The sequence below is a fragment of the Burkholderia sp. AU33423 genome, assembly GCF_002223135.1.
GTDB classification, from domain to species: Bacteria; Pseudomonadota; Gammaproteobacteria; order Burkholderiales; family Burkholderiaceae; genus Burkholderia; species Burkholderia lata_D.
Genome location: NZ_NKFH01000005.1, coordinates 869,657 through 894,342 on the forward strand (window position 1 = coordinate 869,657; position 24,686 = coordinate 894,342).

Genomic DNA, 24,686 nt, shown 5'->3' on the forward strand with positions numbered 1-24,686 from the left:
ACCTCGTGATCAAGACGAGGCGTTTTTCAACAGCCTGCTAGAGCAGCCGCGCCACCATCGACAGCAGCATCGTCAGCACCAGCGTCGACATGAACGGGAACGGGTAGCGCCGCCCGCCGAGCGTCAGCGTGACGTCGCCCGGCATCCGCCCGATGCCGAGCTTGCCGAGCCACGGCCAGCAGCGCGTCAGGATCATCACCGCGACGAACGACGTCATCAGCCAGCGCAGCATGTCGGCTCCCGTCAGAGTGCGTGCGAGCGGTCGCCGCGCGCGAACGCGTCGAGCGTGCCGTCGATGCCGCGCGAGAACGCGATCACCTTGAACAGCTCGCCCATCTCGGCTTCGGAAATCAGCTTCTGCACCGCGTTCGCGGCCGGCAGGAACGCATGGATATCCGACGGATCGATCGCGGACAACGCGTCGGTGATGCCCGCGTTCAGCAGGAAGCGCGCCTGCGACGTGTAACCGAGCAAATCGGCGCCCGTCGCGACGGCCGCGTCGTAGATGCCGGTGAATTCGACGTGCGCGGTGATGTCCTGCAGCCCCGGGTACAGGAACGGATCGTCGTGCGCATGATGACGGTAGTGGCACATCAGCGTGCCGCGGTCGCGCTGCGGGTGGTAGTACTCGTGCGCGGGAAAGCCGTAGTCGACCAGCAGCACCGCGCCGCGCCCGAGCATCGTGCAGACGGTGCGCGTGAACGCCAGCGCGGCCTCGTGCGTCTCGGTCACGTAGCCGTCGTCCGCATCGTCAAGACCCGCGAGCACCGGCGGCAGGCCGGCCGGTGCGGCCGGACGGTCCTCGAACACGAACGCCTGCCGCGCGTCGAGCGCAACACCGCGCTCCTGCCATGCGCCGCCCGCCTTCGCGAACAGGCGCACCGGCATCGCATCGAGCACCTCGTTGCCGACCACGACGCCGTCGAACCGCTCGGGCAGCGCGTCGAGCCAGCGCACCTTCGCGGCGAGCGTCGGTGCGGCGGCCGTGATCGTGTCGCGCTGCCGCTCGCGCAGCTCGCCCGAGAGATCGACGATCAGGTAGGCGTCGAGTTCGACGCCCAGCGCGTCGAGCGCCGCGAGCAGCCCGGCCGCGAGCTTGCCCGTGCCGGCGCCGAATTCCATCACGCTGCGCGTGCCGCTCGCCGCGAGCGCTTCCGCGACCGGTTGCGCGAGCGTCTGCGCGAACAGCGGCGACAGCTCCGGCGCGGTGACGAAGTCGCTGCCGTCGTCGGCGCGGCGCCCGAACTTGCGCGCGCCGCCGCTGTAATAACCGAGGCCGGGCGCATACAGCGCGCGCTCCATGAAGCGGTCGAACGGCAGCCAGCCGCCGGCCGCCGCGATCTCGTCGCGCAGTTGCGCGGCAAGGGTTTCGGACTGCGCAAGCGCGTCAGGGCCGGGAGCAGGTAAACTAGCGGGTTCGTGAGCTTTCGGGTTCATCCCGGCATTGTAAATGACCGTTTCAGCCGATACGTCGACCCAGCGCGTGGCGCTCATCACGGGTGCCCTGGGCAGCGCGGCCGACGCCGCGTCGATCGGTCGTGCGCTCGCGACGGGATTCGCCCGGCGCGGCTGGGACGTCGCGCTGCAGCGCAGCCACGGCGCGCCGCATGCGGCGGCCGACGCGCTCGTCGCCGAAGTCGCGGCACTCGGCCGCCGCGCCGTCGTGCTCGACGCCGATCTGGCCCTGGAAGCCGAGGCCGCCGGACTCGTCGCCGCGTGCGGCGCGGCGCTCGGCCGGCCCGCGTGCGCGGTGTTCGTGAGTGCCAGCGCAGGCGCCGACGACGCGCACACGGTGGACGGCGCGGCGCTCGCCGGCGCCCTCGCGCGCAACGTGACGGCGCCGCTCGCGCTGGCCCGCGCGCTCGCCGATGCGACGCCCGACGCCGCGCGCGAGCACGAAGCGCTGCGCGCCTGCGCGATCCACGTGCTGGATCAGGCCCTGTTTCACCCTGCGCCGGCGCAGATGTCGCACGCGCTGATGCAGGCCGCGCTGAACCGCGCGACGTCGGCGCTGGCGCTGGCGCTCGCGCCGAAGGTGCGGGTCGCGGCGCTCGTGCGCGGCCACGCGCCGCACGCGGACGACATCGCGGCGGCCGCCTGCTACCTCGCGAGCGCGCCGGGCGTCACCGGCGCGACGCTGACCGTCGACGGCGGCGAGCACCTCGTGCCGCCCGCCGCCGGCCTGAATGAATGAACTGCGCGGAAACGCGCGGCCTGACTGCCGCCGCCCGCGCCGCTTTGCGTGTGCGCACGCCAATTTGACTGGGACGACCATGTTTTCCGCTCTCCTGCACCCCCGCCTCGCGGACTGCCGCAGGCTCTACCTGCGCGACTACGAAGTGCACATCAACATCGGTGCCTTCGAACACGAGAAGCGCGGCGAGCAGCGCGTCGTCATCAATGTCGACCTGTTCGTGCCGCTCGCGCTGTCCACCCCCGTCGACGACCGGCTGCATGAAATCGTCGACTACGATCTGATGAAGCAGAGCGTCACGCAATGCCTGGCGCGCGGCCACATCCACCTGCAGGAAACGCTGTGCGACGCGATCGCCGCGCGCCTGCTGGCGCACGATGCCGTGCGCGCGGTACGCGTCTGTACCGAGAAACCGGACGCTTATCCGGACTGCGACGCCGTCGGCGTCGAAGTCTTTCGCATCAAGGACGAGGAGCGCGCATGAACGCCCCCCACATGAATGACACGGCGGCCGATGCCGCCACACTCGACACGCCCGCCGCCCCGGCCGGCCGCCCGGCGCTGACGCGCCGCGAACAGAAGGACGCGTACGAGAACAACAAGCTGTTCAAGCGGATCGTGCGCCAGGTCGGCCAGGCGATCGGCGACTTCAACATGATCGAGCAAGGCGACAAGGTGATGGTGTGCCTGTCGGGCGGCAAGGACAGCTATGCGATGCTCGACGTGCTGCTGCGCCTGCGCGAGCGCGCACCGATCGACTTCGACATCGTCGCGGTGAACCTCGACCAGAAGCAGCCGGGCTTCCCCGAGCACGTGCTGCCGGAATACCTGAAACAGGTCGGCGTGCCGTTCCACATCGAGAACCAGGACACCTACAGCATCGTCAAGCGGCTCGTGCCCGAGGGCAAGACGACCTGCTCGCTGTGCTCGCGGCTGCGCCGCGGGATCCTGTACCGCGTGGCCGGCGAGCTCGGCGCGACCAAGATCGCGCTCGGCCACCACCGCGACGACATCGTGCAGACGCTGCTGCTCAACATGTTCTACGGCGGCAAGCTGAAGGGGATGCCGCCGAAGCTGCAGTCGGACGACGGCAAGAACATCGTGATCCGCCCGCTCGCGTACGTGAAGGAAACCGATCTGGAGAAATACGCGGAACTGCGCGAATTCCCGATCATCCCGTGCAACCTGTGCGGCAGCCAGCCGAACCTGAAGCGCGCGGAAATGAAGGCGCTGATCCGCGAATGGGACAAGCGCTTCCCGGGCCGCGTCGAGAACATGTTCAACGCGCTCGCGAAGGTCGTGCCGTCGCACCTGATGGACACGACGCTGTACCCGTTCCAGTCGCTGCGCGCGACGGGCGAGGCCGATCCGCAGGGCGACATCGCGTTCGACGAGGAACCGTGCGCGTCGGGCGACGACAGCGCGGCGCCGGGTGGCGCCAAACCGATCTCGATCGTCCAGTTCGACGATCTGTAAGCAGGGACCGAACACCCGCCGAAACCGGGGCCGGCGGCCTCGTTTCGGCGTTGTCGCCCCGCCGCGACAGGCCCGGAGCGACAAAGGCCGCATGCTAAAATGGACGGCTTCGAACTCTGACCCAAGCGCGCGCCATGAATATCGTGATTTTGGCGGCAGGCACCGGCAAGCGCATGCGTTCCGCGCTGCCCAAAGTGCTTCACCCCTTGGCCGGCAGGCCGCTCCTCTCCCACGTCATCGACACCGCGCGCACGCTGCAGCCGTCCCGGCTCGTCGTCGTCGTCGGTCATGGCGCGGAGCAGGTCCAGGCGGCCGTCGCCGCACCCGACGTCCAGTTCGCCGTGCAAGCAGAACAGCTCGGCACCGGCCACGCGGTGCGCCAGGCGCTGCCGCTCCTCGATCCCGCGCAACCGACGCTCGTGCTGTACGGCGACGTGCCGCTCACGCGCGCGTCGACCCTGCAGCGCCTCATCGATGCCGCGCGCGAGGGCCGCTACGGGATCCTGACCGTCACGCTCGACGATCCGACCGGCTACGGCCGCATCGTGCGCGACGCGGCCGGCTTCGTCACGCGCATCGTCGAGCAGAAGGATGCGTCGCCGGACGAGCTGCGGATCGCCGAGATCAACACCGGCATCATCGTCACGCCCACGGCCCAGTTGTCGATGTGGCTCGGCGCGCTGAAGAACGAGAACGCGCAGGGCGAGTACTACCTGACCGACGTCGTCGAACTCGCGATCGAGGCCGGTTTCGACGTCGTCACCGCGCAGCCCGACGAGGAATGGGAAACGCTCGGCGTGAACAGCAAGGCGCAGCTCGCGGAACTCGAGCGCATCCATCAGCGCAACGTCGCCGACGCGCTGCTCGTCGACGGCGTCACGCTCGCCGATCCGGCGCGCCTCGACGTGCGCGGCACGCTGCGCTGCGGCCGCGACGTGTCGATCGACGTGAACTGCGTGTTCGAAGGCAACGTGACGCTCGCCGACAACGTGACGATCGGCGCGAACTGCGTGATCCGCAACGCGTCGGTCGGCGCGGGCACGCGCATCGACGCGTTCACGCACATCGACGGCGCCGAGCTCGGCGCGCACACCGTGATCGGCCCGTACGCACGGCTGCGCCCCGGCGCGCAACTCGCGGACGAGGCGCACGTCGGCAACTTCGTCGAGGTGAAGAACGCGGTGATCGGCCACGGCTCGAAGGCGAACCACCTCACGTACATCGGCGACGCCGACATCGGCGCGCGCGTGAACATCGGCGCGGGCACGATCACCTGCAACTACGACGGCGCGAACAAGTTCCGCACCGTGATCGAGGACGACGTGTTCGTCGGCTCCGATACGCAGCTCGTCGCGCCCGTGCGCGTCGGCCGCGGCGTGACGATCGCCGCCGGTACGACGATCTGGAAGGACGTGGCCGACGGCCTGCTCGCGTTGAACGAGAAGACCCAGACCGCGAAGAGCGGCTACGTCCGCCCGGTCAAGAAGAAAAGTTAACATCACGCGGGTGCCGTACGGCGCCCGCTTCCCTATGGAAGGTAGATTTCATGTGCGGCATTGTCGGCGCAGTTGCGCAGCGTAATATCGTTCCGGTGCTGATCGAAGGGTTGCGGCGCCTCGAATACCGTGGCTACGACTCGTGCGGCGTCGCCGTGCTCGAGCCGGACGCACCGAAGCGCGCGCGCAGCGTCGCGCGCGTCGCCGATCTCGACGCGCAGGTGCGCGAATCGCACCTCGAAGGCACCACCGGCGTCGCGCACACCCGCTGGGCGACGCACGGCGCGCCCGTCACACACAACGCGCACCCGATCTTCTCGTCGAACGCGCTCGCGCTCGTCCACAACGGCATCATCGAGAACTTCGAATCGCTGCGTGAAGCGCTGCGCGCGAAGGGCTACGAATTCGTGTCGCAGACCGACACCGAAGTGATCGCCCACCTCGTGCACAGCCTGTATCGCGGCAACCTGTTCGACGCGGTGCGCGAAGCGGTGGGCCAGCTGCACGGCGCGTATGCGATCGCCGTGATCCACAAGGACCAGCCGCACACCGTCGTCGGCGCGCGCCAGGGTTCGCCGCTCGTGGTCGGGCACGGCGACGGCGAGAACTTCCTCGCGTCCGACGCACTCGCGCTCGCGGGCAGCACCGACCACTTCACGTTCCTCGAGGAAGGCGACGTGTGCGAGCTGTCGCTCGACGGCGTGAAGATCGTCGACCGCCACGGCGCCACCGTGCAGCGCGAGATCCGCGTGGTCAGCGCCTACGGCGGCGCGGTCGAACTCGGGCCGTATCGCCACTTCATGCAGAAGGAAATCTTCGAGCAGCCGCGCGCGATCAGCGATACCGTGCCGCAAACGGACGCGTTCGACGCGACGCTGTTCGGCGACGCCGCACCCGCCGCGTTCGCGGACATCGACAGCCTGCTGATCCTCGCGTGCGGCACGAGCTACTACTCGGGCCTCACCGCGAAATACTGGCTCGAATCGATCGCGAAGATCCCGACCCAGGTCGAGATCGCGAGCGAATACCGCTACCGCGAGTCGGTGCCGAACCCGCGCCAGCTCGTGCTGGTGATCTCGCAGTCGGGCGAGACGGCCGATACGCTCGCGGCGCTCAAGCACGCGCAGTCGCTCGGCCATACGCATACGCTGGCCGTCTGCAACGTCGCGACGAGCGCGATGGTGCGCCTCACCGAAATGCAGTTCCTCACGCACGCGGGCACCGAGATCGGCGTCGCGTCGACGAAGGCGTTCACCACGCAGCTCGTCGCACTGTTCGTGCTGGCGGCCACGCTCGGCAAGCTGCGCGGGCACGTCGATGCCGCGCAGGAAGCGCAATTCCTGAAGGAGCTGCGCCACCTGCCGGCCGCGCTGAACAGCGTGCTCGCGCTGGAGCCGCAGATCATCGCGTGGTCGGAGGAATTCTCGCGCAAGGAAAACGCGCTGTTCCTCGGCCGCGGGCTGCACTACCCGATCGCGCTCGAAGGCGCGCTGAAGCTGAAGGAAATCTCGTACATCCACGCCGAGGCCTATCCGGCCGGCGAACTGAAGCACGGGCCGCTCGCGCTCGTCACGGAAGCGATGCCGGTCGTCACGGTCGCGCCGAACGACACGCTGCTCGAGAAGCTGAAGTCGAACATGCAGGAAGTGCGTGCGCGCGGCGGCGAGCTGTACGTGTTCGCCGATGCCGACACGCAGATCGTCAACGACGACGGCCTGCACGTGATCCGGATGCCGGAGCACTACGGGCAACTGTCGCCGATCCTGCACGTCGTGCCGCTGCAGATGCTCGCGTATCACACCGCGTGCGCGCGTGGCACCGACGTCGACAAGCCGCGGAACCTCGCGAAGTCGGTGACGGTGGAATAAAACCGGTCGCCGGGATGGCCTCCGCCGGGCCGTCCCGGGCGCGGTCCGGCGTGAAGCAGGCCATTCGGCCAGGTCAAAATATATACCACTTAGTGGTATATAATCCTGTGCAAACTCGACCGACCCGACATGCCTGCTTCCGTACGACGCGTCTTCAAGACGAAGTGGTTTCACAAGGCAGCGAGAAAATCAGGCATCGCCGATGCCGAACTCTGCCGCGCCGCGCGGGAACTGGCACGCGGCCAGGGCATCGAGCTCGGCGGCAACGTCTGGAAAAAGCGCCTGGACGGCAATCGGCAGCGCGGGATCGTGCTGAGCAAGGTCGGGCGAGTGTGGGTGTTCGTGTTCCTGTTCGCGAAACGCGATCGGGACGACATCGCCGAACGCGAACTGCGCGCCTTCAGAAAGCTCGCCGCGGATATCGGGCGCCGCAGCAACGCCGAGGTCGCGACGCTGATCGCACTGAAAGAGCTTGTGGAGATTTGCAATGGCTAAGAGTCGATTCAAGAGCGATGCGACGGAGGCGATCCACAGCGCCGCGTCGGGTCTCTATCGCGCCAAGCTGATCGACAAGAAGACGATGCGCGAATACGACGAGCTCTGCATCGAAGCCGCGCCGCAGTTCGACCCTGAGGCAATCGCCCGCATCCGCAAATCCGTCAACGTCAGCCAGAGCGTGTTCGCGCTCTACCTGAACACGACGGCTTCGACGATCCGCCAATGGGAACAGGGCGACAAGCGGCCGAGCGGCATCGCGGCCCGGATGCTGCAGATCGTCGAGAAGCACGGGCTCGAGGTGTTCTCCTGAGCCACTGCTCCGAATGCGCATGCACGGCCGGCCGAACGCGGGTCGCAAGGAATATGACGGAGAGACAATGGTAAGACTGATTGGATGCGGTGTGCTGGCGCTGACGTTCGCGTCGACGGGCTGGGCCGCCGAGCATTACGTCGAGGTCTGGAACCCGCCCGAGGCGCGGCAGCCGGCGGCCCATGCGCCGGAAGTCCGTACCCCGGCCACGCACACAGGCGCCGACGCGCGCGCCGGCAAGAGCGCGGAGAAGCACGCGAACGCCGCCCCCAAAGCGGCGGCGAAACCGCACAAGCGGCGCGTCGCGCAGGCCGTGAAAGCCGATTCGCATCGCCCGCCCGCGGCCGGGACGCCGGCCGCTCCGCGCCCCGTTGCACAGCCCGCACCGGGACGCCTGACGGTGATGCAGCCGGCTGCGCCCGATGCGCCGCACGCACTGAATTACTCCAATATCCCGCGTCAATACACGCCGGACGGCAACGTGCTGCAGGTCGGCACGCACGGCCGCTCCGCGGAGGTGACTCGATAATGGAAGCGCAAACCTACCACGGCTACCAGATCTGGGGCCACGCGATCCTGCAGCAGGACGAGATCCTGCAGCCCGAGCGCTTCGCGGCGAGCGGCACGATCACGCAGAACAACAAGCTGGTCGAGGCATCCGGCGTGCTCGGCGTGTTCGACACCGAGGACGACGCGCGCGACGCGGGGCTCGAATGGGCTCGCGCCTGGATCGACAGCCACCGCTGAGCCGGCGCGGCGTGCGCCACCGGCACGCTGTCGCCGACGCCGCGCATCGGCCGGCCGCACACCGCACATGAAAAAAGGGGCGTCATGGACGCCCCTTTCCCATTCGAACCCGGACAACTCAGGCCGCGGGCCGTGGCGGCCGCATTGCCGTCTGCGGCCGGCCGACGAGCCGTGCCAGTCCGACGATCGTGGCCAGTGTCGCGAGGTACGCGACGATCTGGATGCCCGCCGGTCGCGCGGTATAGCCGATCAGCGTATGCAGCGCCTTGCCGACGATGCTCGAATCCTTGAGCAGCCACGACGTATCCCAGATCGTATCGCCCCACGACGGCACGAGGCCCGCCGAGAGCAGGAAGCCGACGCACTGGCTGGCCATCCCCGCCGCGAGCAGCACGATCAGCCAGTTGGTGACGGAGAACAGGCGCTTCAGCGGAATCTGCAGCAGGCCCGCATACATCCCGTAGCCGAGCCCGGCGCCGCCAAGCACACCCAGCAGCCCGCCGACGATCATCTGCGGCGTCTGCCCGGGATCGCCCGCCGCGATGCCGTACAGGAACAGCACAGCCTCGGAGCCTTCGCGCAGCACCGCGACACCGACCACGATCGCCAGCCCCGTCAGCGGCTTGCTGCCGTCCGCGACGGCGCGCCCGACCTCGGTCATCTGCATCGCCATCTCGCGGCCGTGCCGGCTCATCCAGATGCTGTGCCACGCGAGCATCAGCGTCGCGACGAACATCACGCCCGCGTTGAAAACCTCCTGCCCCATGCCGGACGCCCACTGCGAAATCCCGTCGGCGAACGCGGCGATCAGGCCGGCGCCGATCACGCCGCCCGCGAGGCCGCCGCCGACCCACCAGCCGCGCCGCAGCACGCCCTTCGTGGCGGCCATCACGATCGACACCACCAGCGCGGCCTCGAGCACTTCACGAAAGACGATCAGGGCGGTAGACAACATGGCGATATGGGCTTACTTGACGGTGAGGTGCGTCTTCGACTGCGCTTCGTGATACTCGTCGTGGAATTCGTACGTGCCGGCCTTCAGCGGCCCGACCAGGATCTCCACCGATTTGCCGGCGGGCACGACCTTCTCCGCCTTGAAGTCGTCGCTCTCGAATTCGGCGGGCGTCGTGTCGAGGTTCTTCACGACGAACTTCACCTTCTTGCCGGCCGGGATCGTCACGCCGTCCGGCGAAAACTTGTGATCCTTCAGGGTCAGGTTGACGACATCGTCGGCCGCGAATGCGGACGTTGCCGATGCGCCCAGCAGGGCCAGCGCAAAGCCGAAAGCAAAACGGTTCATGAGGGTAACGAATTGAAATATCGAAGGGAACCGATACTAAGATCGATTCGCATTTTCAACTCGCGTACCCTTACTGGCGTCATGGTGATCACGCTTCATGGATCGCCGTCGCGCGTTGCCCGACAAGGCATCCGCCCCGCGGCGCCCGAAACGCTTCGCCGTCAATCGGGACAAGTTCCGAATGACGTCAAAGGCTCGCTCGCGATTCATCAGACTTCACGTTTACAAAATACTGTCGCCGCAGCGAAGCCGCGACACGGATTTCCGGCGACACGCGTACGCTTGACCTTCCCACCGTGGCAAGCTTCATGCTGTCGATGCTTGTCAATCGTCAACTCAGGAGAACACGATGGAATTCGAAGTCCAGGACATGACCTGCGGCGGCTGCGCCAACGCCATCACGCGCGCGGTGACGGCCGCCGATCCCGCCGCGAAGCTCGACATCGACGTCGCGACGAAGATCGTCAAGGTCGAATCGGCGCAAGGCGCCGAGCGCGTGCAGTCGATCATCGAAGCCGCCGGTTTCCACCCCGCGCTGCGCGCCGCATAACGCCCGCGCGCCGCGACCCGCGGGCACACCGCCGACCGGCGCTGCGCCCGCGCCCGATTGCGCGTCAGCGCAGCCGGATCAGCGTCGACTTCAGCTCGGTGTATTTCTCGAGCGCATGCAGCGACTTGTCGCGACCGTTGCCCGACTGCTTGTAGCCGCCGAACGGGAAGTTCATGTCGCCGCCCTCGTCGTAGCAGTTCACCCAGACGGTGCCCGCACGCAGCCGGCGCGACACGTCGTGCGCGGTCGTCAGGTTCGACGTCCACACGGCCGCCGCCAGCCCGTATTCGGTGTCGTTCGCGATCCGCACGGCCTCGTCGACGTCGTCGAACACGATCACCGACAGCACCGGCCCGAAGATCTCCTCGCGCGCGATCTTCGCATCAGGCTTCACCTCGAACACCGTCGGCTCCACGTAGAAGCCGCCCGTTTCCGCCTTCACGCGCGCACCACCCGTGACGAGCCTGCCTTCGCTGCGCCCGGCCTCGATATAGCCGAGCACGCGCTCGAGCTGGATGCCGTCGACGATCGCGCCCATCGACACCGACGGATCGAGCGGATTGCCGGGCACGTACGCGCGCGCGGCCGCGACGAGCTTCTCGATGAACGCGTCCTTGATGTCGCGATGCACGAGGAGGCGCGAGCCTGCCGTGCACATCTCGCCCATGTTGTAGAAGATCGCGCCGGCAGCCGCCTGCGCCGCGCGGTCGAGATCGGGACAATCGGGCAGCACGATGTTCGGCGACTTGCCGCCGAGTTCGAGCCACGCGCGCTTCAGGTTCGACTGCGCGGCGTACTGCATGATCAGCTTGCCGACCGCCGTCGAACCCGTGAACGCGATGCAGTCGACGTCGCGATGCAGCGCGAGCAGCTTGCCCGGCTCGCCCGCACCCGGCACGACGTTGAACACGCCGGCGGGAATGCCGGCCTCGACCGCGAGCTGCGCGACACGGATCGCGGTCAGCGGTGATTTCTCCGACGGCTTCAGCACGACGCTATTGCCGGCCGCGAGCGCGGGACCGAATTTCCACGCAGCCATCAGGATCGGGAAGTTCCACGGCACGACGGCGGCCACCACACCCACCGGCTCGCGCGTGACGAGACCGACGAGATGATGGTCGGCCGGCGCGACTTCGCCGCCCACCTTGTCGATCGCTTCCGCAAACCATTCGACGCAGTACGCGGCGCCCGGCACGTCGACCGTCGTCGTGTCGCCGATCGGCTTGCCGGCGTCGAGGGTCTCGAGCAGCGACAGTTCGTCCAGATGCTCGCGCATCAGCGCGGCCCAGCGCAGCAGCACGGCCTTGCGCGCACGCGGGTTCAGGCCAGCCCACACGCCCGCGTCGAACGCGCGGCGCGCAGCCGCGACGGCCGCGTTCACGTCGGCTTCGCCGCAATCGGCGACCTGCGCGAGCACGCGGCCGTCGATCGGGCTCACGCAGTCGAACGTCTTGCCGCCGTGCGCGTCGCGCGATGCGCCGTCGATAAATGCACGCCCTTCGATCTCGAGCGACGCCGCCTTGTCCTGCCAGTCAGCCAAAGTCAACTTGTTCATCAGGATGCCTCAGTTTTTTGGCATTCGCGAAGCGGCACGCCGCTGCGCATGATGCGCAGGCGGCCGGCAGCGAATGCAGTGACGCGCGGGGGACGGTCAGAAGGTCGCCGGCGAATTGGCCGAGACGACCTCGCAGATCAGGTCCGCGCTGGGATTGCGAAAACGATGCGGCAAACGGCTTTCGAAGTAGTAGCCGTCTCCGGGGTCGAGCAGCCACGTCGCGCCGTCGACGGTCAGCTCGAGCCGGCCCGACACGACGACACCGCCCTCGTGCCCCGCGTGCACGAGCATCTCGGGCCCCGTATCGGCCTGCGGCTGGTAGATCTCGCGCAGGATGCACATGTTGCGGTCCTTCATGCTCGCGCCGACCAGATGAAACGCGAGCGTGTCGTTGCCGAGGTTCGGCATCTCGTCGCGACGCGACACGACCGAGCGCGATTCGACGAGCTCGAACGTGAAGAACTCCGCGAGACTCATCGGGATGCATTCGAGCAGCTTCTTCAGCGAGCCGACCGACGGGCTCACGCGGCCCTGTTCGATCAGCGAGATCGTGCCGTTGGTCACGCCGGCCCGCTTCGCGAGTTCGCGCTGCGACAGGCCCTGCTTGTTGCGCACGAAACGCAGGCGCTCGGCGACTTCGGTGGACATCGATTCGGTTTCGGACACGATAAGTGCGATGACAAAGTGAAACGACGCGGTGGACAGCCGTTGAATATTCTAATCACTTTATGCCGCGCATCAGCGGGGAAAACCCTGAAAGGCGTTCGAAATAATGAACACCGTGTCGATTATTCCTTTTGCGAATCTTTTGTTCGCACTGCTCGGGAAAGCCCTGATACAACACCGTTAAAAAACATTTGACGCCGTTTTTGGCTCGTATATGCTGGCTCTCAGGTTAGCGTCATCAAGCATTCATCGGCAGCAGAAAACGTTATTGCAACGCAAAAATTGATGCCCATCAATGTAAATAACGCGTAACCGGCACCTTGATTATTTTAAACGCCCAGCGCGTCGAAACGGTCAGGTGTTCAATACTTTCAACAACCCAGTCGAGTGTAATCGTGAGAGTCCGTGGCCCTCTGGTGAGGTGGGATCGAGGCGATGTGCGAAGTTTGCGCAGCGCGTCGTCCGCTTCCGACGACGGCAGTTGCGGCTGGCATAGTCCTCGCCTGCTTCATCTGTCGATCTACACCATCCTGTCCCGTCGTTCCGTTCGGCGTCACAACGCCGTTTCAGCACGCGCATTCGTCGCCGTCGATACCGACGAAGTGGCGTCGCTGCTGCCGTAGCGCCTCTCCTTTCTTTACGTCGTTCGTTTCGATTGCTGATTCGCCAACCGCATCGTCCGTGCGGTGACGGAACGCGTTCGCGCATGCGTTGCTGCGTCGCGACTCGCAATGAAACGAACGACGGCCTGATCGTCGCGCGCAGCGCGGATCGCCACGCCATCCCGTTGCGCCCATTCATCAGCGGCCTTGCCTCTTGCGCAAGGCTGCGGGGCCGTTGCACGCCGGCGTTTCGCCACATCCGGCAAGCAAGACGCAACGCTCCTCCGGATAACTGATTGACGTCATGGATAGAAGAAAACCCCTCGTCGGCATCACCGCCGACCACACGCAAATCGGTGCGCATGCGTCGCATACGGTCGGCGACAAATACGTCGCAGCGATCGTCGACGGCGCGCAAGCGTTCGCGATGGTGCTGCCCGCGCTCGGTGAGCGCCAGTCGGTCGACGACGTACTCGACACGGTCGACGGCCTGCTGTTTACCGGCAGCTACTCGAACGTCGAGCCGCACCGGTACGGCGGCGAACCGAGCGCACCGGGCACGAAGCACGACCCGGCCCGCGACGCGACCACGCTGCCGCTGCTGCGCGCGGCGATCGCCGCGGGCGTGCCGGTGCTGGCCGTCTGCCGCGGCTTCCAGGAGCTGAACGTCGTCTGCGGCGGCACGTTGCACCAGCGCGTGCATGAAGTGCCGGGCCTCGCCGATCACCGCGAGGACGACGACGCGCCGATGGACACGCAATACGGCCCCGCGCACGTCGTGCGCCTGACGCCCGGCGGCGCGCTGCACGCGCTCGCCGGCGGCCGCGACGAAGTGCACGTGAACTCGCTGCACAAGCAGGGCATCGCCCAGCTCGGCTCCGGCCTCGCCGTCGAGGCCGTCGCGCCGGACGGGCTGATCGAAGCCGTGAGCGTCGTCGACGCACCGGCTTTCGCCCTCGCCGTGCAGTGGCATCCGGAATGGCGCCATGCGCAGGACCCGCTGTCGAGCGCGATCTTCCGCGCCTTCGGCGATGCCTGCCGCGCCCGCCGCGCTGCCCGTACGCGCGCCATGGCCGCCGCCGCACTCGCCTGAGCGCGCCGACTCAACCAACGAGAACAAACATGCAAGACATCGAAGACTTTCTGAAGCAGCACCGGATCACCGAGATCGAAGCGATCATTCCCGACATGGCCGGTATCGCGCGCGGCAAGATCACGCCGCGCAACAAGTTCACGTCCGGCGAATCGATGCGCCTGCCGCAGGCCGTGATGGTGCAGACCGTCACCGGCGAATATCCGGAAGACGGGTCGCTGACCGGCGTGACCGACCCCGACATGGTGTGCGTGCCCGACACGTCGACGATCCGCCTGATTCCGTGGGCCGTCGACCCGACCGCGCAGGTGATCCACGACTGCGTGCACTTCGACGGCTCGCCGGTCGAGATCTCGCCGCGCTACGTGCTGCGCCGCGTGCTCGACCTGTACAAGGCGAAGGGCTGGAAGCCCGTCGTCGCGCCGGAACTCGAGTTCTACCTGGTCGACATGAACAAGGACCCGGACCTGCCGCTGCGCCCGCCGGTCGGCCGCACGGGCCGCCCCGAAACGGGCCGCCAGTCGTATTCGATCGAGGCCGTCAACGAGTTCGACCCGTTGTTCGAGGACATCTACGAGTACTGCGAAGCACAGAACCTCGACATCGACACGCTGATCCACGAGGTCGGCGCCGCGCAGATGGAGATCAACTTCATGCACGGCGACGCGCTGTCGCTGGCCGACCAGGTGTTCCTGTTCAAGCGCACGGTGCGCGAGGCCGCGCTGCGTCACAACATGTACGCGACGTTCATGGCCAAGCCGATGGAAAACGAACCGGGTTCGGCGATGCACGTGCACCAGAGCATCGTCGATGAGGAAACGGGCCAGAACCTGTTCACGTCACCGGAAACCGGCGGCGCGACGTCGATGTTCTACAACTTCCTCGCGGGGCTGCAGAAGTACACGCCGGCGCTGATGCCGATCTTCGCGCCGTACATCAACTCGTATCGCCGCCTGTCGCGCTTCATGGCCGCGCCGATCAACGTGCAGTGGGGCTACGACAACCGCACGGTCGGCTTCCGCATCCCGCACTCGGGCCCGTCGGCGCGCCGCATCGAGAACCGCATCCCGGGCGTCGACTGCAATCCGTACCTCGCGCTCGCCGCGACGCTCGCGGCCGGTTATCTCGGCATGACGCAGCGCCTGGAGCCGACCGAGCCGCTCGTCAGCGACGGCTACGACCTGCCGTACCAGCTGCCGCGCAACCTCGAGGAAGGGCTGACGCTGATGGCCGCCTGCGAGCCGCTCGGCGAGATCCTCGGCCACAAGTTCCTGAAGGCGTATTTCGCGCTGAAGGAAACCGAATACGAAGCGTTCTTCCGCGTGATCAGCTCGTGGGAACGCCGCCATCTGCTGCTGCACGTCTGAGCATGCACCCGACCGAATACGGAATCACGGAGGAAACATGACGTACCGCAACGAATCTGCCTGGATCCAGCCGGCCGCACCGAGCGCCACGGCCGCAGCGCCCCGTGCGACGCAGGCGCGCACGACCGCCGAATACCGCGCGCTCGACGCCGCGCACCACATTCACCCGTTCTCCGACATGGGCGCGCTGAATCGCGCGGGCAGCCGCGTGATCGTGAAGGCCGACGGCGTCTACCTGTGGGACTCGGACGGCAACAAGGTGATCGACGGGATGGCCGGCCTCTGGTGCGTGAACGTCGGCTACGGCCGCAAGGAGCTCGCCGACGCCGCGTATCGCCAGATCCAGGAGCTGCCGTTCTACAACACCTTCTTCAAGACCACCCACCCGCCGGTGATCGAACTCTCCGCGATGCTCGCGGAAGTCACGCCAAAGGGCTTCAACCACTTCTTCTATTGCAACAGCGGCTCGGAAGGCAACGACACCGTGCTGCGCCTCGTGCACCAGTACTGGCGCGTGCAGGGCCAGCCGCAGAAGAAGTACGTGATCTCGCGCAAGAACGGCTATCACGGCTCGACGATCGCCGGCGGCACGCTCGGCGGGATGGGCTACATGCACGAGCAGATGCCGTCGAAGGTCGAGAACATCGTGCACATCGACCAGCCGTATTTCTTCGGTGAAGCGGCAGCCGGCGAAACGCCGGAAGCGTTCGGTCTCGCCCGCGCACAGCAGCTCGAAGCGAAGATCCTCGAACTCGGCGCGGAGAACGTCGCGGCGTTCATCGGCGAGCCGTTCCAGGGTGCGGGCGGCGTGATCTTCCCGCCGTCGACGTACTGGCCGGAAATCCAGCGGATCTGCCGCAAGTACGACATCCTGCTGGTGGCCGACGAAGTGATCGGCGGCTTCGGCCGCACCGGCGAATGGTTCGCACACCAACACTTCGGTTTCGAACCCGATCTCATCACGATGGCGAAGGGCCTCACGTCGGGCTACGTGCCGATGGGGGCGGTCGGCATTCACGAACGCGTGGCGCGACCGATCATCGACAACGGCGAATTCAACCACGGCCTCACGTACTCGGGGCACCCGGTCGCGGCGGCCGTCGCGGTCGCGAACCTGAAGCTGCTGCGCGACGAAGGAATCGTCGAGCGCGTGAAGAACGACACGGGCCCGTACTTCCAGGCGCTGATGCGCGAAACCTTCGCGCGTCACCCGATCGTCGGCGAAGTGCATGGCCACGGCCTCGTCGCGAGCCTCCAGCTCGCCGAAGCGCCGGCCGAACGCCGCCGCTTCGCGAACGGCGGCGACGTCGGCACGATCTGCCGCGACTTCTGCTTCAACGGCAACCTGATCATGCGTGCGACCGGCGACCGGATGCTGCTGTCGCCGCCGCTCGTGATCTCGCGTCCGGAAATCGATGAACTCGTATCGAAGGCGAAAAAAGCAGTCGATGCAACCGCCCAGCAACTGGGTATTTCGTAACGGTTTTGCCTACAGGCGTGCGGCGGGCGCCGCACGCCGCCATAACCAGGGGAATTCCACCATGCGTGCCTGCTTTCTTCGCCAAGCCTGTTCTGTTGCCGCCCTTGCCGCCGCGGCCGCGTTCACGTCGGTCGCCAGCCCGACGGCACACGCGGCCGACGAGCTGAATGTCTACAACTGGTCCGACTACATCGCACCCGACACGATCCCGAACTTCCAGAAGCAGACGGGCATTCACGTCAAGTACGACAACTACGACAGCGACGACACGCTTCAGGCGAAGCTGCTGGCCGGCAGTTCGGGCTACGACATCGTCGTGCCGACGTCGAACTACATGGCCAAGCAGATCCAGGCCGGCGTGTACCAGAAGCTCGACAAGTCGAAGCTGCCGAACCTCGCGAACCTCGACCCGCTGTTGATGAAGATGATCTCGGATGCCGATCCGGGCAACCAGTACGGTGTGCCATGGGCCTACGGCACGGACGGCATCGGCTACAACGCGCAGGCGGTGAAGAAGGCGCTCGGCGACAAGGCGCCGGTCGACAGCTGGGCCCTGGTGTTCGACCCGGCCAACATGGAAAAGCTGAAGAGCTGCGGCGTGTCGTTCCTCGACCAGGCCGTCGACGTGTTCGCCGCCACGCTGCAATACATGGGCAAGGACCCGAACAGCAAGAATCCCGGCGACTACCAGGCAGCCTTCGAAGTTCTGAAGAAAGTCCGCCCGTACATCACCCAGTTCAACTCGTCCGGCTACATCAACGACCTCGCGAACAACGACGTGTGCGTCGCGCTCGGCTGGTCGGGTGACGTCGGCATCGCACATCGCCGCTCGGCCGAGGCGAAGCGTTCGTACGACATCAAGTTCTCGAATCCGAAGGAAGGCGGCCTGCTGTGGTTCGACGTGATGGTGATCCCGAAGGATGCGCCGCACCCCGAGAGCGCACTGAAGTGGATCAACTACGTATCCGATCCGAAGGTCAACGCGGCGATCACCAATACGGTGTTCTACCCGACCGCGAACAAGGCCGCGCACCAGTTCGTCACGCCGGCCGTCGCGCAGGACCCGACCGTCTACCCGCCTGAAGACGTGCTGAAGAAGATGGTGCTGATGAAGCCGATGCCGGCCGACATCCTGCGCCTCGAGAACCGCCTGTGGGCCCAACTGAAGACCGGCCACTGATCGCCCTGAATTCCGGCGGCGCAGGCGTCGCTTGACGCCTGCCCGCCTGAGATCCGCGGACCTCCGTCCGCCCGTGCGCGCCGCGCGCACTGTTCCATCCGGCACGAGCCGTCGCCCGTGAGTCGCGTCCTGCGCCTCGCGCGGGGACGCTCACGCCTGCAATCCGTGAAGAACGAATGGTGAATCCCATGCAATCGATACCCTCTTCCGCTGCTGCACGACAGACCCAACCGGCCCTCGCGGCCCGTACGCAAAACGACGCCTTCGTGCGCATCGAAAACGTCGTGAAGAAATTCGGCGACAGCACCGCCGTCGACAACGTGAACCTGACGATCGCGAAGAACGAGCTGTTCGCGCTGCTCGGCAGCTCGGGCTGCGGCAAGTCGACGCTGCTGCGCATGCTCGCCGGGCTCGAGACGGCCACCTCCGGCAAGATCTTCGTCGACGGCGAGGACCTCGCGTCGCTGCCGCCGTACCGCCGCCCGGTGAACATGATGTTCCAGTCGTACGCGCTGTTCCCGCACATGACGGTCGAATCGAACGTCGCGTTCGGCCTGAAGCAGGAAGGCACGCCAAAGAACGAGATCAAGGAGCGCGTGGCCGATGCGCTGGCGCTCGTGCAGATGAGCAAGTACGCGCAGCGCAAGCCGCATCAGCTCTCCGGCGGCCAGCAGCAGCGCGTCGCGCTCGCGCGCTCGCTGGTCAAGCGCCCGAAGCTCTTGCTGCTCGACGAGCCGATGTCCGCGCTCGACAAGAAGATCCGCCAGAAGACCCAGCTCGAACTCGTGAACATCATCGAGAAGGTCGACGTGACCTGCGTGATGGTCACGCACGACCAGGAAGAGGCGATGACGATGGCCAGCCGCCTCGCGGTGATGAGCGAAGGCAAGATCGTGCAGATCGGCGCGCCGGGCGAGGTGTACGAGTTTCCGAACAGCCGCTTCTCGGCCGAATTCATCGGCTCGACCAACCTGTTCGAAGGCCGCGTGGTCGAGGACGAGCCCGATCACATCTTCGTCGAGAGCGACGACCTCGAGGCGCGCATGTACGTGAGCCACGGCGTCACCGGCCCGCTCGGCATGCCGGTCGGCATCTCGGTGCGCCCGGAACGCATTCACGTGTCGCGCGAGAAGCCGGGCTCGAAACACAACTGGGCGCGCGGCGTCGTGACCGACATCGCGTACATGGGCAGCTACTCGCTGTACCACGTGCGCTTGCCGAGCGGCAAGACGGTCGTGTCGAACCTGTCGAGCTCGCACCTGATGAACGACAACGCGCCGGCGTGGAACGACGACGTGTTCGTGTCGTGGTCGCCGGCCAGCGGCGTCGTGCTGACGCAGTGAGGACGCCACGATGAGAACCTCCGCTTCCAATCCGTCCGCGCCGGTGCCGACCGGCGCCGCGAGCGCCGGCACCGGCCGCGCCCGCCCGGGCCGCTTCGACTTCCTGTCGCGCTTCCTGCCGTCGGGCCGCAGCGTCGCGATCGGCGTGCCGTTCGTGTGGCTTGCCGTGTTCTTCGCGCTGCCGTTCGTGCTGGTGCTGAAGATCAGCTTCGCCGACCAGGTGATGGGCATCCCGCCGTACACGTCGCTCGTCGAGATCAAGGACGGCGTCGTGCACTTCGCGCTGCAGCTGTCGCACTACGCGTTCCTGCTGCAGGACGACCTGTACATCGCGACCTACCTCAGCTCGCTGAAGATGGCCGCCGTGTCGACGGTGCTGTGTTTGCTGATCGGGTATCCGATGGCGTACTACATCGCGCGCTCGGAACCGAACCGCCGCAACGTGCTGATGATGGCCGTGATGCTGCCGTTCTGGACGTCGTTCCTGATCCGCGTGTACGCATGGATCGGCATCCTGAAGGACGACGGCCTGCTGAACCACACGCTGATCGCGCTGGGCATCATCCACACGCCGCTGCGCCTCTACCACAGCGATGCGGGCGTCTACATCGGGATGGTCTATTCGTACCTGCCGTTCATGGTGATGCCGCTGTACGCGCACCTCGTGAAGATGGACCTCACGCTGCTCGAAGCCGCGTACGACCTCGGCGCGAAACCGTGGGTCGCGTTCACGCGGATCACGCTGCCGCTGTCGAAGAACGGGATCATCGCCGGCAGCCTGCTGGTGTTCATCCCGGCGGTCGGCGAGTACGTGATTCCGGAGCTGCTCGGCGGCGCCGACACGCTGATGATCGGCCGCGTGATGTGGGATGAATTCTTCAACAACATGGACTGGCCGATGGCGTCCGCGGTGACGGTCGCGATGGTGATGCTGCTGCTGGTGCCGATGGCGCTGTTCCAGTACTACCAGGTCAAGGAACTGGAGGACGCGAAATGATCAAGCCGAGCAAACCGCTGTCGACGGGCGTCCTCGCCTTCGGCTTCCTGTTCCTGTACATCCCGATCATCAGCCTGGTCGTGTACTCGTTCAACGAGTCGAAGCTGGTGACGGTGTGGTCGGGCTTCTCGCTGAAGTGGTACGCGGCGCTGCTGGACGACGACGAGCTGCTGACCGCCGCGTGGCTGTCGCTGAAGATCGGCCTGTTGACGGCCACCGCGTCGGTCGTAATCGGCACGTGGGCGGGCTTCGTGCTCGCGCGCTTCGGCCGCTTCAAGGGCTTCACGCTGTACACGGGGATGATCAACGCGCCGCTGGTGATCCCGGAAGTGATCCAGGGTATCTCGCTGCTGTTGCTGTTCGTTGCGCTGGAGCAGATGTTCGGCTGGCCGAAGGGGCGCGGGATGGTGACGATCTGGATCGGTCACGTGATGCTGTGCGTGTCGTACGTGGCGATCATCGTGCAGTCGCGCGTGAAGGAGATGAACAAGTCGCTGGAAGAGGCGGCGCTGGATCTCGGTGCAACGCCGCTGAAGGTGTTCTTCGTGGTGACGCTGCCGCTGATCTCGCAGGCACTGCTGTCGGGGTGGCTGCTGTCGTTCACGCTGTCGATCGACGACCTGGTGCTGTCGGCATTCCTGTCCGGGCCGGGCTCGACGACGCTGCCGCTGGTGGTGTTCTCGCGCGTGCGGCTGGGGCTGAACCCGGAGATGAACGCCCTGGCGACGCTGTTCATCACGGCGGTGACGATCGGCGTGATCGTCGTGAACCGGATGATGATCGCGCGCGAGCGGCGCCGCATCGCCGACATGAAGGCGGCGTTCGCGGTGGCGTGACGCATCGCCTCCCGTTCCCAAGATAACAAGCACTGCAGACAAGCAAGACGCGCCGCCCCAGGGGGGGCGCGCGATTCGATTCCGATTTGACAGGCACACGACAAGGAGAATCCGCAATGAAGAAGAAACTGATCTGCCTGCTGGTGGCCGGCGCGTTACCGGGCATCGCGCTGGCCGACTCGACATCCGCCGAGATCAAGGCGCTGCAGGCGCAGGTCGCGGCGCTGCAGAAACAGATGAAGGCGATGCAGGCGCAACTGTCGGCGAAGGGCGGCACCGCGACCGCCCAGGCCGGCACGAAGGCAGGGGCCGGCGCCGCGCCGGCCGCCGTGGCCGTCGACCCGGGCTCGCCGGACTACGGCAAGGCGCAGGCCACGCTGACCAACGACGAGGTCGGCGAAATGAAGCAGCAGATCGCGAACCAGCAGCTGAAGGTCGACTCGCTGACGGACGCGGCCAACACGGGCCCGCTGGCCGGCCTGTCGGTGACGGGCTACATCGACCCGACCTACATATACAACCGCGCGGCCGGCACGTCGTCGTTCCTGTTCGCGAACCACGAGAACGCATACAACTACTTCAACAGCACGTTCGGCGATCTCTACCTCGACATCAAGAAGACGTTCGGCGTCGGCCCGATGGCGCCGTCGGCGGAAATCACGCTGATGCCGAACCGCGGCAACGGCATCACGCTGCTGCAGAACTCGCGCGGCTCGATCACCGACAACCTGCTGAACACCGCCGTCATCAACGTGCCGATCACCGCCGAAACGACGCTGGTCGCCGGCCTGATCCCGAGCTTCGGCGGCTACGAGGTGCAGCAGTCGAACCAGATGCTCACGCTCACGCACAACCTGCTGTACGATTTCTCGGATCCGGGCAGCTACGTCGGTATCGGCGCGAACTACACGAAGGGCAACTGGGCGTGGAAGTTCTTCCTCGGCAACGAGCAGTACCGCACGTACGGTTCGGTCACGACGACGGGCACCAACGCGCTCGGCGATCCGATCACCACCAGCAACAAGGTGCCGACCTTCACCGCACGCGCGGACTACACGTGGTCCAGTGCGCTCGATCTCGGCGGTTCGTTCAACATCGGCCGCCAGACGCTCGCGAGCGCGATCGATGCGAACGGCGTCGTCCACTACGGCCCGGGCGGAGCGGCACCGAGCGGCTACGGTTCGTTCTTCTTCGGTGAACTCGACGCGACCTACACGCTCGCCGACATTCAGTACAACGCGGAAGTCGACTACGGCCGTCAGCAGCATGCGGCGTTCAACGGCGGGCTCGCGCAGTGGTACGGCCTGTCGCTGCTCGCGCACCGCAAGTTCAACGCGCCGGTGGTCGGCCGCATGGGCGTGACGCTGCGCTACGACCTGCTCGCCAACTCGAAGAACGGCGGCGGCGGTGGCGGCATCGCGCTGAACGGCAACGGGATGGATCCGAGCAACGGCTTCGGCGTCGACGCGGACTGCCTCGCGATGTCGAAGGCCGGTGGCGGCCTGGGCTTCGAGTGCAAGGGGGCCGTGCGCCAGGATGTCGCGCTCGACCTGCTGTTCTATCCGACCCAGCAGATCACCGTGAAGGTCGAATACCGCCACGACTGGGCGAACAACAAGGTGTTCCTGCGCAACGACGGATCGTATGGCAAGTCCAACGACCTGCTCGCGACGCAGTTCATCTATTCGTTCTGATGCAGCCCGCGCGGGACGCCGTGCCGCGCGCACGGCGTCCCGCGCCGTTTTTACCGGCCGGATGACGGTGCGCGATGCACCGCCGCCGGCTGCAACGAGGGAGTCGGATTCATGACGCAGTCTTTCACCCGCCGCGCCGATGCGCTCGCGCGCGACTCGTACTACGAAGCGACGGCCGTGCGCCCCGCCGTGGACGACCCTGCGCTCGACGGGACGATCGACGTCGACGTCTGCGTGATCGGCGCCGGCTTCGCGGGCCTGTCGACGGCGCTCGACTGCCGCGCGCGCGGGCTGTCCGTCGCGGTGATCGACGCGCACCGGCCCGGCTGGGGCGCATCGGGCCGCAACGGCGGCCAGGCGATCACCGGCTTCGCGAAGGACGAGGAGATCGAGCGGCAGCTCGGCGCCGACGGCGCGCGCGCCGCGTGGTCGCTGTCGCTCGACGGCGTCGCGCTGATCGCCGAGCGGATCGCGCGCTACGGGATCGACTGCGACTTCACGCGCGGCTACCTGACGGTTGCGACGAAACCGCGCCGCATCGACGACCTGCACGCGTGGATGGACGCCGCGACCCAGCGCTGGGGCCATCCGTCGCTGTCGTGGCTCGACACCGGCGAGATCCGCGCGCGCATCGCATCGACGCGCTATCTCGCAGGCGTCTACGATCCGCTGTCGGGCCACCTGCATCCGCTCAAGTACTGCCTTGGCTTTGCCGATGCCGCGCGCCGCGAAGGCATCGCGCTGTACGCGCATACACCCGCGCTCGACATCGTGCGCGGCGAGCGGCCCATCGTGCGCACGCCGACGGGCGACGTGCGCTGCCGCTTCGTCGTGTCGTGCTGCAACGCGGGCCCCGGCGGCGTGCTGCCGGCCGCGACGGCCGCCCGCATCGCACCGATCGCGTCGTATATCATCGCGACCGAGCCGCTCGGCCAGGCGCGCGCCGACGCGCTGATCGCGCAGCGCGAAGCCGTGTGCGACAACAACTTCTTCCTCGACTATTTCCGGCTGTCGGCCGACCACCGGATGCTGTTCGGCGGCCGCGCGAATTCGGCCGGCGCATCGCCCGCCACGCTCGCGGAAACGATCCGGCGCCGCATGGTCGGCGTGTTCCCGCAGCTCGGCGACGTGCGCGTCGACCATGCGTGGGGCGGCTTCGTCGACGTCACGCGCAACCGCGCGCCGGATTTTGGCGCACTCGATCCGAACTTCTTCTACGTCCAGGGCTTCAGTGGCCACGGCGTCGCACTCACCGGCATCGCCGGACGCGCGGTCGCCGGCGCAATCGCGGGCGACACGCGCGCGTTCGACCTGTTCGCGCGCATGCGTCACCGCCGTTTCCCCGGCGGCGACGCGTGGCGGCAACCCGCGCTCGAACTCGGGATGCTGTACCACCGCGTGCGCGAGCTGTTCTGAGCCCACTTTCTCCGTTCT

The 24,686-nt window shown here is 66.7% G+C and carries 26 protein-coding genes; 20 read left to right on the top strand and 6 right to left on the bottom strand.

Annotated features, from left to right (window positions below; all coding sequences use genetic code 11):
- Window positions 1–37: 37 nt before the first annotated feature.
- Together CFB50_RS16560 and CFB50_RS16565 are read right to left on the bottom strand one after the other, a co-directional pair.
- Window positions 38–232, bottom strand: coding sequence for a DUF2905 domain-containing protein (locus tag CFB50_RS16560; RefSeq protein WP_039355363.1), 195 nt, complete (start codon window positions 230–232; stop codon window positions 38–40).
- 11 nt (window positions 233–243) lie between these two features.
- Window positions 244–1,437: a class I SAM-dependent methyltransferase gene (locus tag CFB50_RS16565; protein WP_089446712.1), complete on the bottom strand. Its 1,194-nt coding sequence runs from the start codon at window positions 1,435–1,437 to the stop codon at window positions 244–246.
- A gap of 13 nt (window positions 1,438–1,450) precedes the next feature.
- Between CFB50_RS16565 and CFB50_RS16570 the strand changes: the two genes are divergently transcribed.
- The 9 genes from CFB50_RS16570 (at window position 1,451) to CFB50_RS16610 (ending at window position 8,589) form a co-directional block, all read left to right on the top strand.
- Window positions 1,451–2,194, top strand: coding sequence for an SDR family oxidoreductase (locus tag CFB50_RS16570; protein WP_089446562.1), 744 nt, complete (start codon window positions 1,451–1,453; stop codon window positions 2,192–2,194).
- Between the two features lie 79 nt (window positions 2,195–2,273).
- A complete protein-coding gene (locus tag CFB50_RS16575) occupies window positions 2,274–2,678 on the top strand; it encodes a dihydroneopterin aldolase (RefSeq protein WP_043186999.1) in 405 nt (134 codons plus the stop codon).
- Complete coding sequence (ttcA, locus tag CFB50_RS16580) at window positions 2,675–3,670, top strand: tRNA 2-thiocytidine(32) synthetase TtcA (protein ID WP_069249044.1); 996 nt, start codon at window positions 2,675–2,677, stop codon at window positions 3,668–3,670. The genes CFB50_RS16575 and ttcA overlap by 4 nt, the downstream gene beginning before the upstream one ends.
- 134 nt (window positions 3,671–3,804) lie before the next feature.
- Window positions 3,805–5,166 carry a bifunctional UDP-N-acetylglucosamine diphosphorylase/glucosamine-1-phosphate N-acetyltransferase GlmU gene (glmU, locus tag CFB50_RS16585; RefSeq protein ID WP_089446563.1) on the top strand — a complete coding sequence of 454 codons (1,362 nt, stop codon included), beginning with the start codon at window positions 3,805–3,807 and terminating at the stop codon, window positions 5,164–5,166.
- Window positions 5,167–5,216: 50 nt separating this feature from the next.
- Window positions 5,217–7,034 carry a glutamine--fructose-6-phosphate transaminase (isomerizing) gene (gene glmS / locus CFB50_RS16590; protein ID WP_089446564.1) on the top strand — a complete coding sequence of 606 codons (1,818 nt, stop codon included), beginning with the start codon at window positions 5,217–5,219 and terminating at the stop codon, window positions 7,032–7,034.
- A gap of 129 nt (window positions 7,035–7,163) precedes the next feature.
- A complete protein-coding gene (locus tag CFB50_RS16595) occupies window positions 7,164–7,529 on the top strand; it encodes a type II toxin-antitoxin system RelE/ParE family toxin (protein WP_089446565.1) in 366 nt (121 codons plus the stop codon).
- Complete coding sequence (locus CFB50_RS16600) at window positions 7,522–7,842, top strand: helix-turn-helix domain-containing protein (RefSeq protein ID WP_089446566.1); 321 nt, start codon at window positions 7,522–7,524, stop codon at window positions 7,840–7,842. Before CFB50_RS16595 ends, CFB50_RS16600 begins: the two co-directional genes overlap by 8 nt.
- 67 nt (window positions 7,843–7,909) lie before the next feature.
- Complete coding sequence (locus CFB50_RS16605; RefSeq protein ID WP_089446567.1) at window positions 7,910–8,371, top strand: hypothetical protein; 462 nt, start codon at window positions 7,910–7,912, stop codon at window positions 8,369–8,371.
- Entirely contained in the window at window positions 8,371–8,589 is a 219-nt protein-coding gene (locus tag CFB50_RS16610) for a hypothetical protein (protein ID WP_011353435.1), read from the top strand. Before CFB50_RS16605 ends, CFB50_RS16610 begins: the two co-directional genes overlap by 1 nt.
- A gap of 118 nt (window positions 8,590–8,707) precedes the next feature.
- Here the strand turns inward: CFB50_RS16610 and CFB50_RS16615 are convergent, their stop codons facing one another.
- Window positions 8,708–9,544, bottom strand: coding sequence for an FTR1 family iron permease (locus CFB50_RS16615; protein ID WP_089446568.1), 837 nt, complete (start codon window positions 9,542–9,544; stop codon window positions 8,708–8,710).
- A 12-nt stretch (window positions 9,545–9,556) separates the two neighbouring features.
- Window positions 9,557–9,889 (bottom strand): cupredoxin domain-containing protein, encoded by a 333-nt coding sequence (locus CFB50_RS16620; RefSeq protein WP_069249049.1) that lies wholly within the window; start codon window positions 9,887–9,889, stop codon window positions 9,557–9,559.
- A 349-nt stretch (window positions 9,890–10,238) separates the two neighbouring features.
- On the opposite strand from CFB50_RS16620, the gene CFB50_RS16625 reads away from it, so the two are divergent.
- Window positions 10,239–10,439, top strand: coding sequence for a heavy-metal-associated domain-containing protein (locus tag CFB50_RS16625; protein ID WP_089446569.1), 201 nt, complete (start codon window positions 10,239–10,241; stop codon window positions 10,437–10,439).
- Window positions 10,440–10,503: 64 nt separating this feature from the next.
- Here the strand turns inward: CFB50_RS16625 and CFB50_RS16630 are convergent, their stop codons facing one another.
- Window positions 10,504–11,994: an aldehyde dehydrogenase gene (locus tag CFB50_RS16630; protein ID WP_089446570.1), complete on the bottom strand. Its 1,491-nt coding sequence runs from the start codon at window positions 11,992–11,994 to the stop codon at window positions 10,504–10,506.
- 96 nt (window positions 11,995–12,090) lie between these two features.
- Entirely contained in the window at window positions 12,091–12,642 is a 552-nt protein-coding gene (locus tag CFB50_RS16635) for a cupin domain-containing protein (RefSeq protein WP_069249383.1), read from the bottom strand.
- A gap of 455 nt (window positions 12,643–13,097) precedes the next feature.
- On the opposite strand from CFB50_RS16635, the gene CFB50_RS40010 reads away from it, so the two are divergent.
- The 10 genes from CFB50_RS40010 to CFB50_RS16685 all read left to right on the top strand — a co-directional run bounded on the left by CFB50_RS40010 (window position 13,098) and on the right by CFB50_RS16685 (window position 24,668).
- Window positions 13,098–13,283, top strand: a complete 186-nt coding sequence (locus tag CFB50_RS40010; RefSeq protein WP_039355339.1) for a hypothetical protein — start codon at window positions 13,098–13,100, stop codon at window positions 13,281–13,283.
- Between the two features lie 283 nt (window positions 13,284–13,566).
- Window positions 13,567–14,355, top strand: a complete 789-nt coding sequence (locus CFB50_RS16645; protein WP_089446571.1) for a gamma-glutamyl-gamma-aminobutyrate hydrolase family protein — start codon at window positions 13,567–13,569, stop codon at window positions 14,353–14,355.
- A gap of 29 nt (window positions 14,356–14,384) precedes the next feature.
- Window positions 14,385–15,722: a glutamine synthetase family protein gene (locus CFB50_RS16650; RefSeq protein WP_069249052.1), complete on the top strand. Its 1,338-nt coding sequence runs from the start codon at window positions 14,385–14,387 to the stop codon at window positions 15,720–15,722.
- Between the two features lie 37 nt (window positions 15,723–15,759).
- Complete coding sequence (locus tag CFB50_RS16655) at window positions 15,760–17,202, top strand: aspartate aminotransferase family protein (protein WP_089446572.1); 1,443 nt, start codon at window positions 15,760–15,762, stop codon at window positions 17,200–17,202.
- A 61-nt stretch (window positions 17,203–17,263) separates the two neighbouring features.
- A complete protein-coding gene (locus CFB50_RS16660) occupies window positions 17,264–18,382 on the top strand; it encodes a polyamine ABC transporter substrate-binding protein (RefSeq protein WP_089446573.1) in 1,119 nt (372 codons plus the stop codon).
- Between the two features lie 188 nt (window positions 18,383–18,570).
- Window positions 18,571–19,725: an ABC transporter ATP-binding protein gene (locus CFB50_RS16665; protein ID WP_089446574.1), complete on the top strand. Its 1,155-nt coding sequence runs from the start codon at window positions 18,571–18,573 to the stop codon at window positions 19,723–19,725.
- Between the two features lie 10 nt (window positions 19,726–19,735).
- Entirely contained in the window at window positions 19,736–20,722 is a 987-nt protein-coding gene (locus tag CFB50_RS16670) for an ABC transporter permease subunit (RefSeq protein ID WP_089446575.1), read from the top strand.
- Window positions 20,719–21,558 carry an ABC transporter permease subunit gene (locus CFB50_RS16675; protein WP_089446576.1) on the top strand — a complete coding sequence of 280 codons (840 nt, stop codon included), beginning with the start codon at window positions 20,719–20,721 and terminating at the stop codon, window positions 21,556–21,558. Before CFB50_RS16670 ends, CFB50_RS16675 begins: the two co-directional genes overlap by 4 nt.
- 116 nt (window positions 21,559–21,674) lie before the next feature.
- Complete coding sequence (locus CFB50_RS16680) at window positions 21,675–23,252, top strand: DUF3138 family protein (RefSeq protein ID WP_089446577.1); 1,578 nt, start codon at window positions 21,675–21,677, stop codon at window positions 23,250–23,252.
- A gap of 111 nt (window positions 23,253–23,363) precedes the next feature.
- Window positions 23,364–24,668 (top strand): NAD(P)/FAD-dependent oxidoreductase, encoded by a 1,305-nt coding sequence (locus CFB50_RS16685; RefSeq protein WP_089446578.1) that lies wholly within the window; start codon window positions 23,364–23,366, stop codon window positions 24,666–24,668.
- Window positions 24,669–24,686: the final 18 nt, after the last annotated feature.

Bases quoted from the DNA above. Each gene is read 5' to 3' on its own strand.
- CFB50_RS16680 (WP_089446577.1), top strand. From the start codon at position 21,675: ATGAAGAAGAAACTGATCTGCCTGCTGGTGGCCGGCGCGTTACCGGGC.
- CFB50_RS16610 (WP_011353435.1), top strand. From the start codon at position 8,371: ATGGAAGCGCAAACCTACCACGGCTACCAGATCTGGGGCCACGCGATC.
- glmS (WP_089446564.1), top strand. From the start codon at position 5,217: ATGTGCGGCATTGTCGGCGCAGTTGCGCAGCGTAATATCGTTCCGGTG.
- CFB50_RS16620 (WP_069249049.1), bottom strand. From the start codon at position 9,889: ATGAACCGTTTTGCTTTCGGCTTTGCGCTGGCCCTGCTGGGCGCATCG.
- glmU (WP_089446563.1), top strand. From the start codon at position 3,805: ATGAATATCGTGATTTTGGCGGCAGGCACCGGCAAGCGCATGCGTTCC.
- CFB50_RS16625 (WP_089446569.1), top strand. From the start codon at position 10,239: ATGGAATTCGAAGTCCAGGACATGACCTGCGGCGGCTGCGCCAACGCC.
- CFB50_RS16615 (WP_089446568.1), bottom strand. From the start codon at position 9,544: ATGTTGTCTACCGCCCTGATCGTCTTTCGTGAAGTGCTCGAGGCCGCG.
- CFB50_RS16575 (WP_043186999.1), top strand. From the start codon at position 2,274: ATGTTTTCCGCTCTCCTGCACCCCCGCCTCGCGGACTGCCGCAGGCTC.
- CFB50_RS16665 (WP_089446574.1), top strand. From the start codon at position 18,571: ATGCAATCGATACCCTCTTCCGCTGCTGCACGACAGACCCAACCGGCC.
- CFB50_RS16595 (WP_089446565.1), top strand. From the start codon at position 7,164: ATGCCTGCTTCCGTACGACGCGTCTTCAAGACGAAGTGGTTTCACAAG.
- CFB50_RS16600 (WP_089446566.1), top strand. From the start codon at position 7,522: ATGGCTAAGAGTCGATTCAAGAGCGATGCGACGGAGGCGATCCACAGC.
- ttcA (WP_069249044.1), top strand. From the start codon at position 2,675: ATGAACGCCCCCCACATGAATGACACGGCGGCCGATGCCGCCACACTC.
- CFB50_RS16675 (WP_089446576.1), top strand. From the start codon at position 20,719: ATGATCAAGCCGAGCAAACCGCTGTCGACGGGCGTCCTCGCCTTCGGC.
- CFB50_RS16630 (WP_089446570.1), bottom strand. From the start codon at position 11,994: ATGAACAAGTTGACTTTGGCTGACTGGCAGGACAAGGCGGCGTCGCTC.
- CFB50_RS16660 (WP_089446573.1), top strand. From the start codon at position 17,264: ATGCGTGCCTGCTTTCTTCGCCAAGCCTGTTCTGTTGCCGCCCTTGCC.
- CFB50_RS16685 (WP_089446578.1), top strand. From the start codon at position 23,364: ATGACGCAGTCTTTCACCCGCCGCGCCGATGCGCTCGCGCGCGACTCG.
- CFB50_RS16565 (WP_089446712.1), bottom strand. From the start codon at position 1,437: ATGAACCCGAAAGCTCACGAACCCGCTAGTTTACCTGCTCCCGGCCCT.
- CFB50_RS16635 (WP_069249383.1), bottom strand. From the start codon at position 12,642: ATGTCCACCGAAGTCGCCGAGCGCCTGCGTTTCGTGCGCAACAAGCAG.
- CFB50_RS16650 (WP_069249052.1), top strand. From the start codon at position 14,385: ATGCAAGACATCGAAGACTTTCTGAAGCAGCACCGGATCACCGAGATC.
- CFB50_RS16605 (WP_089446567.1), top strand. From the start codon at position 7,910: ATGGTAAGACTGATTGGATGCGGTGTGCTGGCGCTGACGTTCGCGTCG.
- CFB50_RS16655 (WP_089446572.1), top strand. From the start codon at position 15,760: ATGACGTACCGCAACGAATCTGCCTGGATCCAGCCGGCCGCACCGAGC.
- CFB50_RS16560 (WP_039355363.1), bottom strand. From the start codon at position 232: ATGCTGCGCTGGCTGATGACGTCGTTCGTCGCGGTGATGATCCTGACG.
- CFB50_RS16670 (WP_089446575.1), top strand. From the start codon at position 19,736: ATGAGAACCTCCGCTTCCAATCCGTCCGCGCCGGTGCCGACCGGCGCC.
- CFB50_RS16645 (WP_089446571.1), top strand. From the start codon at position 13,567: ATGGATAGAAGAAAACCCCTCGTCGGCATCACCGCCGACCACACGCAA.
- CFB50_RS16570 (WP_089446562.1), top strand. From the start codon at position 1,451: ATGACCGTTTCAGCCGATACGTCGACCCAGCGCGTGGCGCTCATCACG.